This is a genomic window from Streptococcus sp. Marseille-Q6379 (assembly GCF_965119505.1).
In genome coordinates this window covers 762,120-777,950 of sequence record NZ_CBCPLV010000001.1, presented here as the reverse complement: position 1 = coordinate 777,950, position 15,831 = coordinate 762,120, and the positions used below count along the sequence as shown (strand labels likewise).

10 protein-coding genes and 1 other annotated feature (1 of these 11 cut by a window edge) are annotated in these 15,831 nt (G+C 39.0%); of the genes, 3 read left to right on the top strand and 7 right to left on the bottom strand.

Going from position 1 to position 15,831, the window contains the following annotated elements:
• Nucleotides 1-10 precede the first annotated feature (10 nt).
• The 6 genes from ACWPVZ_RS03945 to acnA form a co-directional block, all read right to left on the bottom strand.
• On the bottom strand, nt 11-1,444 hold the full coding sequence (locus ACWPVZ_RS03945; protein ID WP_070574978.1) for an NADP-dependent glyceraldehyde-3-phosphate dehydrogenase: 1,434 nt from the start codon (nt 1,442-1,444) through the stop codon (nt 11-13).
• Nucleotides 1,445-1,662: 218 nt separating this feature from the next.
• A complete protein-coding gene (gene ptsP / locus ACWPVZ_RS03940; RefSeq protein ID WP_454381016.1) occupies nt 1,663-3,396 on the bottom strand; it encodes a phosphoenolpyruvate--protein phosphotransferase in 1,734 nt (577 codons plus the stop codon).
• A gap of 4 nt (nt 3,397-3,400) precedes the next feature.
• Nucleotides 3,401-3,664 carry a phosphocarrier protein HPr gene (locus tag ACWPVZ_RS03935; RefSeq protein WP_045772118.1) on the bottom strand — a complete coding sequence of 88 codons (264 nt, stop codon included), beginning with the start codon at nt 3,662-3,664 and terminating at the stop codon, nt 3,401-3,403.
• A gap of 261 nt (nt 3,665-3,925) precedes the next feature.
• Complete coding sequence (gene icd / locus ACWPVZ_RS03930) at nt 3,926-5,101, bottom strand: NADP-dependent isocitrate dehydrogenase (protein ID WP_454381014.1); 1,176 nt, start codon at nt 5,099-5,101, stop codon at nt 3,926-3,928.
• 13 nt (nt 5,102-5,114) lie between these two features.
• Nucleotides 5,115-6,239 carry a citrate synthase gene (locus ACWPVZ_RS03925; RefSeq protein WP_002890679.1) on the bottom strand — a complete coding sequence of 375 codons (1,125 nt, stop codon included), beginning with the start codon at nt 6,237-6,239 and terminating at the stop codon, nt 5,115-5,117.
• Nucleotide 6,240: 1 nt separating this feature from the next.
• Entirely contained in the window at nt 6,241-8,904 is a 2,664-nt protein-coding gene (acnA, locus tag ACWPVZ_RS03920; RefSeq protein ID WP_454381012.1) for an aconitate hydratase AcnA, read from the bottom strand.
• Nucleotides 8,905-9,235: 331 nt separating this feature from the next.
• Between acnA and nrdH the strand changes: the two genes are divergently transcribed.
• The 3 genes from nrdH to nrdF all read left to right on the top strand — a co-directional run bounded on the left by nrdH (nt 9,236) and on the right by nrdF (nt 12,828).
• Nucleotides 9,236-9,460, top strand: a complete 225-nt coding sequence (nrdH, locus tag ACWPVZ_RS03915; protein WP_004182714.1) for a glutaredoxin-like protein NrdH — start codon at nt 9,236-9,238, stop codon at nt 9,458-9,460.
• A 90-nt stretch (nt 9,461-9,550) separates the two neighbouring features.
• Entirely contained in the window at nt 9,551-11,710 is a 2,160-nt protein-coding gene (nrdE, locus tag ACWPVZ_RS03910) for a class 1b ribonucleoside-diphosphate reductase subunit alpha (RefSeq protein WP_002890676.1), read from the top strand.
• Nucleotides 11,711-11,868: 158 nt separating this feature from the next.
• On the top strand, nt 11,869-12,828 hold the full coding sequence (nrdF, locus tag ACWPVZ_RS03905; RefSeq protein WP_347099960.1) for a class 1b ribonucleoside-diphosphate reductase subunit beta: 960 nt from the start codon (nt 11,869-11,871) through the stop codon (nt 12,826-12,828).
• 91 nt (nt 12,829-12,919) lie between these two features.
• Here nrdF and ileS read toward each other — a convergent pair whose 3' ends face one another.
• Nucleotides 12,920-15,718: an isoleucine--tRNA ligase gene (ileS, locus tag ACWPVZ_RS03900; protein ID WP_454381009.1), complete on the bottom strand. Its 2,799-nt coding sequence runs from the start codon at nt 15,716-15,718 to the stop codon at nt 12,920-12,922.
• 47 nt (nt 15,719-15,765) lie between these two features.
• Nucleotides 15,766-15,831, bottom strand: a binding site (T-box leader); it runs 146 nt beyond the window's last position.

Genomic DNA, 15,831 nt, shown 5'->3' with positions numbered 1-15,831 from the left:
AGCTACACTCTTAGTAGTTTGCGATATCAAATACTGTTGATTTCACACGAGTCATAGCTTCGATAGAGTATTTCACACCTTGAGTTCCGGCACCAGATCCTTTAACACCAAGGAATGGGAAGTTATCTGTACCACGTTGTGTTTTGTTGTTGATGTGAACTGTACCAACTTCAAGTTGTTCAGCAATTGCAAATGCACGTGGGTAGTCTTGTGTGAAGACAGCACCTTGAAGTCCAAATTCAGATTCGTTAGAAATCTTGATTGCTTCTTCAACTGAAGATACACGGATGAATGGCAATACTGGACCAAATGGTTCTTCCCAAGCAAGACGCATGTCAGTTGTTACATGGTCAAAGACAGCTGGGTAGATAAGGTTACCTTCACGTTTCAATTCAGTTTTAGCAGTAGCACCTTGTTCAACGGCATCATCAATCAAACCTTGAACGAAGTCAGCTGCTTTTGTATCGATAAGTGGTGTAACGCTTGCGCTTTCTTCAGGCATACCAACAGTGATATTACCTACCAAAGCAGTTACTTTTTCTACCAATTCATCTGCAACGCTATCCATTACAAGGACACGTTTGATAGCTGTACAACGTTGACCTGAATAGTCAAAGGCACCAGCAACAATGTTTTTAGCAGTCAAGTCAAGATCAGCATCTTCAAGAACGATAGCGGCATCTTTACCACCAAGTTCAAGCATGATTGGACGCATAGCTGCCAAACGACCGATGTTTTCACCAACTGGTGTTGAACCTGTGAAGTTGATGAAATCAACTGCTTTGTGTTCAACGATGTAGTCACCGATAACAGAACCACGACCTGTGATAGAGTTCAAGACACCTGAAGGGATACCAGCTTCAACAAATGCTTCAACCAAAAGAAGACCTGAGATAGAACCTTGTGTTGGTGGTTTGAAGGCAACAACGTCACCAGCAATCAAGGCAGGAGCAATTTTAGAACCAGCCAAGTTTACTGGGTAGTTAAATGGAGAGATAGCAAGTACAAGACCTACTGGTTCGCGACGAACAACAGCAATTTTTTTCTTGCTACCAGCGTCAAATGCACCACCTTCAAGTACTTCACCTTCCAAACGCAAACCTTCTTCAGCTGCATAGTGGATGATTTCAGCAGTACGAACAACTTCACCGATTGCAGATTTCAAACCTTTAGAGATTTCTTTAGAAAGAACTTGACCGATTTTTTCTGCATCACGTTCCAAGATATCTGCTGCTTTATGAAGGTATGCTGCACGTTCAGCATATGAAAGCGCACGCCATGCTGGGAGTGCTGCTTTAGCTGCTGCGTAGACTTCGTCTACTTCAGCTTGGCTCATCGCTGGAACTGATCCAAGTTCCTCACCGTTTGCAGGTGCGTAAATAGTAATTTCGTTTTCAGATGTTTTCCACTCACCATTGACATAGTTTTTGTATTGTTTAGCCAAGATAGTAACTCCTTTTATCTATTATAGGACCTATTTTATCATTTTTTTAGAAATATTCCAAGATTTAAACGAGAATTATTCAGAAAATTTTGACAAAAAATAGTTAAAATTGTTAACCTAGGTTAGCCGTATTCTACTCCTAACTAAAGAATGAGTCAATTATTTTGTCTCCGTTTAGATATAAAAAAAGTGAAAGCCTAAGCCTCCACTTTTTATGATTAGTCTACGTTAACGTATTCTTTTGAAAGTTCAAGAACTTCTTCCATTGTTGCACATTCAGTAAGAGCACGGTTAGCGTATTCTTCCATTTTAGCTGTGTCAAGTTTCTTCATCAAGCTACGTGTATGAAGAACAGATGTCGCTGACATTGAGAACTCATCCAAGCCCATTCCAACAAGAAGTGGAACAGCAGTTTGGTCACCGGCCATTTCACCACACATACCAGCCCATTTACCTTCAGCGTGAGCCGCTTTGATAACATTGTTAATCAAACGAAGGATTGATGGGTTATATGGTTGGTAAAGGTATGAAACTTGTTCGTTCATACGGTCAGCAGCCATTGTGTATTGGATAAGGTCATTTGTACCAATTGAGAAGAAATCAACTTCCTTAGCAAATTGGTCAGCAAGCATAGCTGCAGCTGGGATTTCAATCATGATACCTACTTCGATATCGTCTGCAACGGCAACACCTTCAGCAACCAATTTAGCTTTTTCTTCTTCAAGAATACCTTTAGCAGTACGGAACTCAGTCAACAAAGCAACCATTGGGAACATGATACGCAATTTACCGTGAACAGATGCACGAAGCAAAGCACGCAATTGTGTACGGAACATTTGATTACCAGTTTCAGAGATAGAAATACGCAAAGCACGGTAACCCAAGAATGGGTTCATTTCTTTAGGAAGGTCGAAGTAAGGGAGTTCTTTATCCCCACCGATATCCATTGTACGAACGACAACAGGTTTACCGTTCATACCTTCAAGAACTGCTTTGTAAGCTTCATATTGGTCATCTTCAGTTGGGAAGTCTTGAGAATCCATATACAAGAATTCTGTACGATAGAGACCAACAGCTTCAGCACCGTTATCATTTACACCTTCAACGTCTTTAGGTGTACCAATGTTAGCAGCCAATTCGAAATGTTTTCCATCAGCAGTAACTGTTTGAGCATCTTTAAGGAGAGCCCATTCAGCTTTTTGTTTAGCGTAAGCTTCACCAGCTGCTTTGAACTCAGCAATTTGCTCTTCAGTTGGGTTGATAACAACTTCACCAGTAATACCTGAAACAGCCAAAACATCACCATCTTTGACAAGTTCTGTGATGTTATTTGTTCCAAGAACGGCTGCGATTTCAAGTGTACGCGCCATGATAGCTGAGTGACTTGTACGTCCACCGATGTTAGTAACAAAGGCTTTTACGTACTTTTTGTTCAACTGAGCTGTATCAGATGGTGTCAAGTCATGAGCAACAACGATTGATTCTTCGTTGATTGTTGCCGGGTTAGGCAATTTCTTACCAAGCAAGTTAGCAAGCACACGTTTTGTAACGTCACGAATATCCGCTGCACGTTCTTGCATGTATGGGTTATCTTCCATACCTTCAAAAATAGCGATAAACATGTCTGTTACTTCTGTCAAAGCAGCTTCAGCATTAACTTGTTTAGCACGGATAGTTTCTTTAATTTGACCAGTCATTTCTGGGTCAGCAAGAACCATCAAGTGAGCATCAAAAACGGCTGCCGCTTCTTCACCAAGGCTTTCAACTGCTTTTTCACGGATAACAGAAAGCTCGTCTTGTGACGCCGCTAGAGCAGCATCTAGACGAGCCTCTTCTGCACTTGTATCTTCAACTGTTACAGTTTCAAATGACAAGTCCGGTTGAACAAGCAGATATGCCTTAGCAACTGCAACACCATCAGATGCTGCGATTCCTTTAAGCATTTCTGTCATATTCTTATGCCAATCCTTCTTTTGTCATTGTTTCTGCGATTGCTACGATTGCATCATCAGCATCAGCACCTTCTGCAGAGATAGTTACGTCAGCACCTTGACCAACACCAAGGCTCATAACACCCATGATTGATTTAAGGTTAACTGCTTTACCTTTGTAGTCAAGAGTGATATCTGAAGCAAATTTGCTAGCTGTTTGAACAAGCAAAGTAGCTGGACGTGCGTGGATACCTGTTTCTGCAACAATGTGGAAATCTTTAGAAGCCATAATGGATTCTCCTTCTTAGTTTGGAATATTTGAGTTATCAATGATAACCCTTACAATTTAGAATTATAACATAGCTAATTGAGATTATCAAGGTTAAAACGTACTTTCTACAAGTTTTTCAAAAGCCTGTCTCTCATTTTACTGCTCATTTTCATTTTTTTAAACATAAGCAAATACTAGTCTCTAGTTATTTACAACATTTTCAGAAAATTTCTTTCATGGTGTTTTCAATCGTTAATTTTCATTTTCGAGCAAAAACAATCACATAATTGAAAGAATTTGATTGCTAAAGGCACTCGTTGAATAAGCTTGTTTTCCAAATGCTAAGTCAGCTGTAAAGATATCAGCTTTAAATGTCTTTTCAATAGCACTTGTAATCAGTTGAGCTGCCTCAGTCCAACCAATATAATCTAGAAGCATGCAGCCAGATAATAGAACTGAGCAAGGATTAGCCTTATCTTGATCTTCGATATCCGGAGCTGTTCCATGTGTTGCTTCAAAAATAGCATGGCCTGTTTGATAGTTAATGTTGGCTCCAGGGGAGATGCCGATACCGCCAACTTGTGCAGCTAAGGCGTCACTGGCATAATCACCATTCAAGTTGGTTAGGGCAACAACATCAAATTTTTCTGGATTTAAAAGAATCTGTTGTAGAAAGTTATCCGCGATTATATCATTAATCTCTAAACGACCAGCCAGCAATTCTTCTTTATATTCTTCCTGAGCCAATTCATAACCCCATTTACGGAAGCCACCTTCTGTAAATTTTTGAATATTCCCCTTATGAACTAAGGTCACTTTTTTTAGATTGTTCTTGAGAGCATAGTCGATAGCCGAGCGAATGAGACGTTTACTTCCTTCTATTGAAATTGGCTTGATTCCGATACTACTTGATTCTGGGAAGCGAATTTTACTAACATTCATTTCTGTCTGGAGAAACTCAATCACGCGCTTAACATCTGTTGTTCCCGCTTCCCATTCAATTCCCGCATAAATATCTTCAGTATTTTCACGAAAAATAGTAATATTCGTTTTTTCTGGTTCCTTAAGCGGACTTGCTACTCCTTCAAAGTAACGAACCGGTCTAACACAAGCGTAGAGATCAAGTTCTTGACGTAAAGCTACATTTAAAGAACGAATCCCTCCACCTACTGGCGTCTCAAGCGGACCCTTAATAGCAACTAAACTTTCTCGAATAGTTTCCAATGTTTTTTTCGGCAACCATTCTCCTGTTTTATCATAAGCCTTCTTACCAGCTAGGAGCTCTTGCCACTCAATATGGCGCTTCCCTTCATAGGCTACTTCTACTGCTTTATCAAAGATTGCTTGGGCATTCTTCCAGATATCATGTCCAACACCATCCCCTTCAATAAAAGGGATAATTGGACTATCAGAAACTTGAAGCTGTCCATTTGTCATTACGATTTTTTCTGCCATATAGCTTTCCTCCCTAGCGTTTTTCTAAAGGAATATAGGTCATATTTTCTTGTCCAATATACTGTGAGCGAGGACGAATCAATTTGTTATTTTTTTGCTGCTCTTGAATATGAGCAATCCAGCCGGCAACACGACTCATTGCAAAGATAAGTGTGAAGATATCGCTGTCAATTCCTAGAGTATGATATACGGTGGCTGAATAGAAGTCTACATTGGGAATTAATCCCTTCTTATCTTTCATGAACTCTTCAATTTCTTGAGACATATTAAAGAATTCTTCATTCTCGGTACCCTCTGTCAACTTTTTAGCCATATCTCTTAAGAAAATTTCACGAGGGTCCTGTTTCTTGTATACACGGTGCCCAAATCCCATGATTTTCTCTTTAGAGTCAAGTTTTTCCTGTAAGTAAGCATAAACATCACCTGATTCGCGGATTTCTTTAAGCATATCAAAGACGCGTTCATTAGCCCCACCATGCAGGGGACCTTTTAGAGCACCAATAGCTGTTGTAACACAAGAATAAATATCTGTCAGAGTCGAAGCACAAACACGCGCTGCAAAAGTTGAAGCATTCAACTCATGATCAGCATGTAGAATTAAGGCCTTATTCATAGCCTCAACTTCAATTTCAGAAGGTTCAACACCATTCAGCATGTAAAGAAAATTAGCAGCAAAACCTAAATCTTCTCTTGGCTTGAGGGGCATTTTACCAGTACGTAAGCGTGCAAAAGTCGTAATAATTGTTGGCAATTTAGCCATCAATTCAATACTTTGCTGATAAACGGCTTCCATGGACTTCTCCTCAGCATCCACATTGTATACCCCAAGAAGTGAAACTGTTGAACGTAAAACACTCATTGGGTGCAAATGTGGACGAGATTGGATAAGAATGCATTGTTCTACAGCATCTGAAATGTCATAGTTCTTACGCAACTCAGCTTCAAAATACTTGAGTTCCATTTGCGTAGGAAGATGACCATTCCATAAGAGATAAATCACTTCCTCAAAAGACGCTTTATTTTCCATAAACTCGGAAATATCATATCCTGCATAGGATAAATGGTCATCAATAATAGATGAAATCCTAGTATTACAGGCAATCATATCCTTAAGTCCATTAATTTCAACTGTTGTCATATTAGGCTCCCTTCAATTTTTTTCTTACAACCATTGGTAAGATACCACCATTTTTATAGTAACGAATATCAGCATCTGCATCGAAGCGTACCAAGGCTTTAAAGGTTTTGGTTTGTTCAGGTGTTGAAGCTGTAACAGTGATAACATCATGGACACCTGGATTTTCTGAAAGATCAAAGCTAAAGGTCTCATGTCCTGTCAATCCAAGACTTTCAGCATTTTCCCCTTCCATAAATTGTACTGGTAAAATCCCCATCATAACTAAATTTGAACGGTGAATACGCTCAAAACTCTCAGCAAGCACTACTTTTACACCAAGAAGATTTGCACCTTTAGCAGCCCAGTCACGACTAGAGCCCATACCATAATCCTTACCAGCAATTACAAGCGTATCTTGATTAGCTTCTTTATATTTCATAGCAGCATCATATATAGGTAGAATATCACCATCATATTTAGTATATCCACCAATTTTTCCATCTGCTAGCTCATTCTTGATACGAATATTAGCAAAAGTTCCTCGCATCATGACTTCGTGATTTCCACGACGGCTACCATAAGAATTAAATTCTTGATAATCAACACCATTCTCAGTCAAATAACGAGCTGCTGGACTATTTCTGGCAATATTACCCGCTGGAGAAATATGGTCTGTTGTAACCGTATCTCCAAATTTAGCCAAAACCTTCAAATCATTCAATGGTTTAATACTCAAATCATCTCCTAAAGCATCAAAGTAAGGTGGATTTTGAATATAGGTAGAGTTTTGATTCCATTTATAATTTTGACTTTGTTCAGTAGGAATGGCATTCCACTTCTCGCTATCAGAAAAGACACTGGCATATTCATCTTGGAAGAGTTGACGGGTGACGTATTTATCAACATAAGTCTCAATGTCATCACGAGATGGCATAATCTCCTCTAAATAAACAGCTTGACCATTGTCGTCAAAGCCTAGAGGCTCAGTTGTCAAATCAATATTCGTGTTACCAGCCAAGGCATAAGCAACAACCAATGGTGGACTAGCCAAGAAATTCGCTTTAACAAGTGGATTAATACGCCCTTCAAAATTACGATTTCCTGACAATACAGCACTCGCTAGGAGGTCATTGTCTACAATAGCCTTAGCCACTTCAGGACGTAAATCTCCTGAGTTACCAATACAAGTTGTGCAACCATAACCTACCAAGTTAAAGCCAAGCTTATCTAGATAGGTTTGCAAGCCTGAAGATTTGAGATAGCCAGTAACAACCTTAGAACCCGGTGCCAAAGATGTCTTGACTGTTGGAGATACTTTTAATCCTTTCTCAACCGCTTTTTTGGCTAAAAGACCGGCTGCCATAAGAACGTACGGATTTGAGGTATTGGTACATGATGTGATTGCTGCAATGGCAACATGACCCGTTTGAATTGTTTCTGAATGATCCTCAAAATCAACTTTTGCAGTTTTTGCTAACTCTTCATTATCCAAACCGAAACCACGGACACCTGCTTCACGTACCACTGCATCTTGAAATTCTTGCTTAGCATCAGATAAGAGAATCAAATCTTGTGGACGTTTAGGACCTGAGATAGAAGGTTTAATAGATGACAAATCGACTTCAACAATCTTAGTATACTTGGCTTCTTTACTTGGATCATAGAAAAGATGATTGGCTTTTGTATAGGCTTCAGTGACTTGGATATGTTCCTCATCACGATTAGTTAAACGCATGTAGTTAAGAGTCTCGTCATCAATAGGAAAATAACCACAAGTCGCACCATATTCCGGTGCCATATTAGCGATAGTAGCACGGTCAGCTAGAGATAAACTCTTCAAGCCAGGTCCAAAGTACTCAACAAATTTACCAACCACATTTTCAGAACGAAGCACCTGAGTAATCTTGAGAGCCAAATCTGTTGCTGTGGCAATTTTAGGCAGCTCTCCTGTCAGATGTACTCCAATAACCTCTGGAATTGGGAAATAAGACGCTTCACCTAGCATAGCTGCTTCAGCTTCAATTCCACCAACACCCCAACCAAGAACGCCAATACCATTAATCATAGTCGTGTGACTATCTGTACCAAACATAGAGTCAGGATATAGGAGCCCATCATTTTCAATAATGACATCACTCAAAAATTCAATATTAACCTGGTGAATAATCCCTGTTGCTGGTGGAACCGCACGGTAATTTTCAAAAGATTGTTCGGCCCACTTAAGAAATTCATAGCGCTCGTTGTTACGTTTAAACTCTAGATTGATATTATCTTCAAGAGCAGTATCACATCCATATGAATCAACTTGGACAGAGTGGTCGATGACCAAATCTACTGGAATCTCGGGATTAATAAATTCGGCTTTACCACCATTAGCCACTATAGCATCACGCATGGAAGCTAAATCAACAACAACAGGAACCCCTGTAAAATCCTGTAAGATAACACGACTTGGTTTAAAAGGTACTTCAGAAATTGTTGGAAAATTCGGAAATTTTATTAGATCAGAAATGTGAGATTCCTTAACATCGACACCATCTTTTTTTCTGAGGAGACTTTCAAGTAGTATTCGAATGGTATAAGGTAGTTCTCCGACCTTAACATCATGAGATTTTGCTGCTTTTTCGAGATCATAGAAAGAGAATGTCTTACCATTTACAGTTAGATTTGAACAGTATTCTTGCATACTTGAACCTCCATTAGTTAAAAATTTTCTTTATTCTACACTGTTATTTTTGAAAAAACAAATAGAATCGGCATTTTGATGTTATATTACATAACATTTATGGTGAGATATTTCTTTTTTAGCCATTTTCATAAACAAATTCTATTTAATTTAGAGAACTTAAAAAAGCCTTTGAAACACAAGATATAGGGTTGTGTTTCAATACTAAACACAAAATATTGTATTTCCTTAAGATATTTAGCTTGATTTTTCCCAATATTTTGGGTATTCTATTAGAGTTGAAAAAGTGACTCCTAGTCACTTAAAATCTTTTTATAAAGGAGTATTTGCAATGGCAAAGATTACATTGTTTTCTAAAAACAACTGCATGCAGTGCAAAATGACTAAAAAATTCTTGGAAAAGGAAGGTGCTGATTTCGAAGAAATCAACATTGATGAACAACCAGAAAAAATCGATTACGTAAAAAGTCTTGGTTTCACTGCTGCTCCAGTTATTGAAGCAGGCGATATCGTCTTTTCAGGTTTTCAACCGACTAAACTTAAAGAAATCCTTTAATTATCAAGTTTTTAAATAGAAAGGAACTTGTTTGCTTAGTTTAATATTTTAACCTTAATATACTATTAAACTGAGCCTGGTATCTGTATTATGTCTTTAAAAAATCTTGGCGATGTCTCATACTTCCGCCTCAACAACGAAATTAACCGTCCTGTTAACGGTCAAATTCCTTTGCATAAGGACAAAGAAGCACTTCGTGCCTTCTTCCTTGAAAACGTTAAGCCAAATTCAATGGCATTCAACAGCATCACAGATAAAATTAATTATTTGATTGAGAACGATTATATCGAGTCTGAATTCATCGGTAAATACGAACCTGCTTTCATCGAAAAGTTGTCTGCAGAAATTCATTCTCAAAAATTCCGCTTCCAATCTTTCATGGCAGCCTACAAGTTCTACCAACAATATGCCCTCAAAACAAACGATGGCGAGTCTTACCTCGAAAGTATTGAAGATCGCGTTCTTTTCAACGCCCTTTACTTTGCTGATGGTGATGAAAACCTTGCTAGTGACCTTGCTAACGAAATGATTCACCAACGTTACCAACCTGCTACTCCTTCATTTCTAAATGCTGGACGTAGCCGTCGTGGTGAACTCGTGTCATGTTTCCTTATTCAAGTAACGGATGACATGAATTCTATCGGACGTTCTATCAACTCGGCCCTCCAGTTGTCTCGTATTGGTGGCGGGGTAGGTATTAGCCTATCTAACCTACGTGAAGCTGGTGCTCCTATCAAAGGTTATGCTGGGGCAGCCTCTGGTGTCGTACCTGTTATGAAGCTTTTCGAAGATAGCTTCTCTTACTCAAACCAACTTGGCCAACGTCAAGGTGCTGGTGTTGTTTACCTGGATGTTTTCCACCCAGATATCCTTGCCTTCCTTTCTACTAAGAAAGAGAATGCTGATGAGAAGGTGCGTGTTAAAACACTGTCACTTGGTGTTACAGTTCCAGATAAATTCTACGAGTTGGCACGTAATAATGAAGATATGTACCTCTTCAGCCCTTACTCAGTCGAAAAAGAGTATGGTAAACCATATAACTACATTGATATTACAGCTATGTATGATGAGTTAGTTGCCAATCCCAATATTACAAAAACCAAGATTAATGCACGTGAGCTAGAAACTGAAATTTCTAAACTCCAACAAGAATCAGGTTATCCATATATTGTCAATGTTGATACAGCCAATCGACACAACCCAATTGATGGTAAGATCGTCATGTCCAACCTCTGTTCTGAAATTCTCCAAGTTCAAACACCAAGTGAACTTAACGATGCACAAGAGTTTGTCAAACTCGGTACAGATATTTCATGTAACCTTGGATCAACTAATATCCTTAACATGATGACATCTCCTGACTTCGGACGTTCGATTAAGGCTATGACACGTGCACTTACCTTTGTTACAGATAGTTCAAGTATTGATGCTGTACCATCCATCAAAAATGGTAACCAACAAGCTCATACCTTTGGTTTAGGAGCTATGGGGCTTCACTCTTACCTTGCTAAACACCATATCGAGTATGGTAGCCCCGAATCTGTTGAATTCACTAATATCTACTTCATGCTTATGAACTACTGGACTTTGGTTGAATCTAACAATATTGCCCGCGAACGTCAAGAAACCTTTGTCGGTTTTGAAAAATCAAAATATGCTGATGGTTCTTACTTTGATAAATACGTTACAGGCCAATACGTTCCTAAATCTGACCGTATCAAAGAACTTTTCGATGGTCACTTCATTCCACAGGCCAAAGATTGGGAAGAACTACGTGAACTCGTTAAGAAAGATGGACTCTACCATCAAAACCGTTTGGCTGTTGCACCAAATGGCTCAATCTCTTATATTAATGACTGTTCTGCTTCTATCCATCCAATCACACAACGTATTGAAGAACGTCAAGAAAAGAAAATCGGAAAAATTTACTATCCGGCCAACGGTCTTTCAACAGACACAATTCCTTTCTACACTTCAGCCTACGACATGGACATGCGTAAAGTTATCGACGTCTATGCCGCTGCGACTGAACACGTTGATCAAGGTTTGTCATTAACCCTATTCTTGCGTAGTGAGTTACCAAAAGAAATTTACGAATGGAAAACAGAAAATAAACAAACAACTCGTGACCTTTCTATCCTTCGTAACTACGCCTTTAACAAAGGAATTAAATCAATCTACTACATCCGTACTTATACAGATGATGGGGAAGAGGTTGGTTCTAACCAATGTGAAAGCTGTGTCATCTAAGATAGTGATTTAACGATAGCAACTTCACTACTCTTATTTACAAAATGCATTAAAAGGTCGGTTCGCCGACTTTTTTAATAGATCAACTCAAAAAAACTATATCATGATTTTGAATTATGATAAAATAGTAACGATATCAATAAAGAAAGAGGTTTCTAATGGAAACTTACTACAAAGCCATTAACTGGAATGAAATCGAAGATGCGATTGATAAATCTACCTGGGAAAAATTGACCGAGCAATTTTGGCTAGATACACGTATCCCACTTTCAAATGACCTTGATGACTGGCGTAAACTTTCCGCTGAAGAAAAAGATTTGGTTGGAAAAGTTTTCGGTGGTTTAACATTGCTAGATACCATGCAATCTCAAACAGGTGTTGAAGCCATTCGTGCAGACGTCCGTACACCTCATGAAGAAGCTGTATTGAACAACATTCAGTTCATGGAGTCTGTTCACGCCAAATCTTACTCTTCAATCTTCTCAACTTTGAATACAAAATCTGAAATTGAAGAAATTTTCGAGTGGACTAACAGTAACAAATACCTCCAAACCAAGGCGAAAATCATTAACGATATCTATGAAAATGGAACGCCTCTTCAGAAAAAGGTTGCTTCAACATATCTTGAAACTTTCCTTTTCTATTCAGGATTCTTCACTCCACTCTATTATCTTGGTAATAACAAGCTAGCTAACGTTGCTGAAATTATCAAGCTCATTATCCGTGACGAATCTGTTCACGGAACCTATATTGGCTATAAATTCCAGCTTGGATTCAACGAATTGCCTGAAGAAGAGCAAGAAAGTTTCCGTGAATGGATGTATGATCTCCTCTATCAATTGTATGAAAATGAAGAGCTCTACACTAAATCTCTTTATGACGGTGTTGGATGGACTGAGGAAGTTATGACTTTCCTTCGCTACAACGCTAACAAGGCTCTTATGAACCTGGGACAAGATCCACTCTTCCCAGATAGTGCGAACGATGTTAACCCAATCGTTATGAATGGTATTTCTACAGGAACATCTAACCACGACTTCTTCTCTCAAGTTGGTAATGGTTACCTTCTAGGAACTGTCGAAGCCATGCATGACGATGATTATAACTACGGACTATAATAAAAAACTAGCTTAGCTAGTTTTTTATTGTGTTCAATACTATATTCGAAAAACAAATAGAAAAAAGAGTTCACGGTGAACTCTTTTTATTTTATTTTGCTTTTACTTCAAAACCTTCTGCTACACCTTCAGCAAAGTTTTCTTCAACAATGCTAGCACAGTGATCACAGATAGTCGCGTTGTAGCTGCGTTCTTTAGTAGTTGGATCGATACGACGACAACGGTCACAGACATCACCTGTAGCACGTTCTACTGTGAATGCCACGCCTTCAAAGCTTACAGCAGATTCAGGTGCTTCTCCTTCAGCAATAGTCAATGCTGAAACAATCAAAAGTTGAGCAAGGTTAGTGTTCAAACCTTCAATAAGTTCTTTGACTTCATCATCAGGATAGATAGTCAAATGAGCTTCAAGCGATTTACCAATAACTTTTTCATTACGAGCTTCTTCCAAAGCTTTTTGAGCTTGGCCACGGAAATCCATGAAGGCATTCCATCTTTCAAGAAGTGCATCTTGACCCACAAAATCTTCTGCTTCTGGCAACTCTGACAATTGAACATAGTCTTCTGTTTCAAATTCAAGATATGACCAAATTTCTTCTGCAGTGTGAGGAAGGATTGGTGTCAATAGTTTTGTGATCTTGACAAGAATATCGTAGAAGACTGTTTGCATTTGACGACGTTCAAGTGATTCCGCACTCTCAATATAAACCACATCTTTGGCAAAATCAAGATAGAATGCAGACAACTCAACATTAATAAAGTTAACCAAGGCTTTGTAGATAGTCAAGAACTCAAAGTTTGCATAGGCATCACGAATAGTCTTAACCAATTGGTTAAATCGAATAGTCATGTACTGATCTACAGAACGCAAGTCTTCAAAGGCTACAGCATCAGTTGTTGGATTGAAGTCAGAGGTATTGGCAATCAAGAAACGAAGTGTGTTACGAATCTTACGATAAGATTCTGATACTTGGCTAAGGATATCCATTGAGATACGAACGTCATTAGTTGTATCAACACTTGTTACCCAAAGACGAAGAATTTCAGCACCAAATTGTTTCTCAACATCACTAGGAGCAATTGTGTTACCAAGCGATTTAGACATCTTCTCACCCTTACCATCAAGCGCAAAACCTTGTGACAAGAGTTGTTTATATGGTGCAACACCATTATTGGCAACAGATGTAATAAGAGATGAATTAAACCATCCACGGTATTGGTCTGAACCTTCGAGATAGAGGTCAGCTGGATAAGTTAACTCAGGACGGTTAACAACAACACCGTTCCATGATGAGCCTGAGTCAAACCATACGTCCATAATGTCAGTTTCTTTAGTAAACTCGCCGTTTGGTGAGCCAGGATGTGTAAAACCTTCTGGAAGAAGATCTTTGGCATCACGTTCCCACCAAATAACTGAACCGTGTTCTTCGAAAAGTTTAGCCACATGTTCGATAGTTTCTTCAGTCATGATTGGTGTTTTATCTTCAGCATAGAAGATTGGGAGTGGCACACCCCAAGCACGCTGACGAGAGATTACCCAGTCACCACGGTCACGAATCATGTTGTAGAGACGAACTTTACCCCACTCAGAATGGAATTTAACTTTTTCAATCTCATCCAGAATCTCTTGACGGAATTTAGAAACAGATGCAAACCATTGTGGTACTGCACGCCAGATAATTGGTTTCTTCGTACGCCAGTCGAATGGGTATGAGTGTGAGATTTCTTCTTTAGCAAGGAGTAAATCGCCGAGTTTTTCCATAACAATTGGAGCCACTTTATCGTAGAACTGACCTTCAAAATCAGGTCCAGCATTTTCCATCATGATACCACGCTCATTAACGGTTACGGCAACTTCAAGACCATTAGCAATACCTACGTTATAGTCATCCTCACCAAAACCAGGAGCCGTATGGACGATACCTGTACCTGAATCTGTAGTAACGTGGTCACCAAGAATAACAAGCTCATCAACTTCTGTATCCCATGGGTGTTCAGTCACAATTTTATTTAATTCTTCACCACGGTATGATTGAAGTACTTCCACATCTGTCCAACCGAATTTCTCAGAAAGACTATTAAGTAATTCAGAAGCAACAACAAATTTGCGGTCTTCTCCGGCAGGTTTTACGAGAACGTATTCGATATCAGCACCAACAGTCAAACCACGTGAAGCTGTTACTGTAAATGGTGTTGTTGTCCAAACTACGATATATGTATCTGTGTCTAGTACTCCTTTACCATCCTTAACCTTATTGGCATAGTAAAGTGAAGTTGAAACCAAATCATGGTACTCAATTTCTGCTTCAGCAAGCGCTGATTCTGATGACCATGACCAATAAACTGGTTTTGCACCTTGATAGATGTAACCTTTTTTAGCCATCTCACCAAAGACACGAATCTGAGCTGCTTCATAATCTGGTGTCAAAGTAACATATGGGTTATCCCAATCAGCCGAAACACCAAGACGTTTGAAATCTTCACGTTGTTTGTCAACTTGTGAAAGTGCATAATCGCGACACATCTTAAGATATTCAGCACGATCAAGTTCTTTACGTTTCACACCTTGTTTTGCCAACACTTGTTCAATTGGAAGACCATGCGTATCCCAACCAGGAACGTAAGGAGCATAGAAACCAGACATTGATTTTGAACGCACAATGATATCCTTAGAAATTTTATTCATCGCGTGACCAACGTGAATATTACCATTGGCATAAGGAGGACCATCATGAAGAGTGAAGTGAGGTTTACCTTGGTTCAACTCTTGACGACGTTGATACATCTTAGCATCTTCCCACTCTTTTTGCCAGATTGGTTCTTTGTTAGGAAGTCCAGCTCGCATTGGAAAGGCTGTCTTACCTAGATTTAAGGTTTCTTTGAGTTTCATTATATCTCCTCTTTAATTTAATTTACTAAATAAAAAGAGCCTTCATCAAAAAGGACGAAAGCTCGTGGTACCACCTTAATTCAGAGCAAAAGAATTTGCTCCCTCATATGTCC

Excerpts from the sequence above, each read along its gene's own strand:
- nrdE (WP_002890676.1), top strand. The coding sequence starts at position 9,551 with ATGTCTTTAAAAAATCTTGGCGATGTCTCATACTTCCGCCTCAACAAC.
- nrdF (WP_347099960.1), top strand. The coding sequence starts at position 11,869 with ATGGAAACTTACTACAAAGCCATTAACTGGAATGAAATCGAAGATGCG.
- icd (WP_454381014.1), bottom strand. The coding sequence starts at position 5,101 with ATGGCAGAAAAAATCGTAATGACAAATGGACAGCTTCAAGTTTCTGAT.
- ptsP (WP_454381016.1), bottom strand. The coding sequence starts at position 3,396 with ATGACAGAAATGCTTAAAGGAATCGCAGCATCTGATGGTGTTGCAGTT.
- ACWPVZ_RS03925 (WP_002890679.1), bottom strand. The coding sequence starts at position 6,239 with ATGACAACAGTTGAAATTAATGGACTTAAGGATATGATTGCCTGTAAT.
- ACWPVZ_RS03935 (WP_045772118.1), bottom strand. The coding sequence starts at position 3,664 with ATGGCTTCTAAAGATTTCCACATTGTTGCAGAAACAGGTATCCACGCA.
- acnA (WP_454381012.1), bottom strand. The coding sequence starts at position 8,904 with ATGCAAGAATACTGTTCAAATCTAACTGTAAATGGTAAGACATTCTCT.
- ileS (WP_454381009.1), bottom strand. The coding sequence starts at position 15,718 with ATGAAACTCAAAGAAACCTTAAATCTAGGTAAGACAGCCTTTCCAATG.
- nrdH (WP_004182714.1), top strand. The coding sequence starts at position 9,236 with ATGGCAAAGATTACATTGTTTTCTAAAAACAACTGCATGCAGTGCAAA.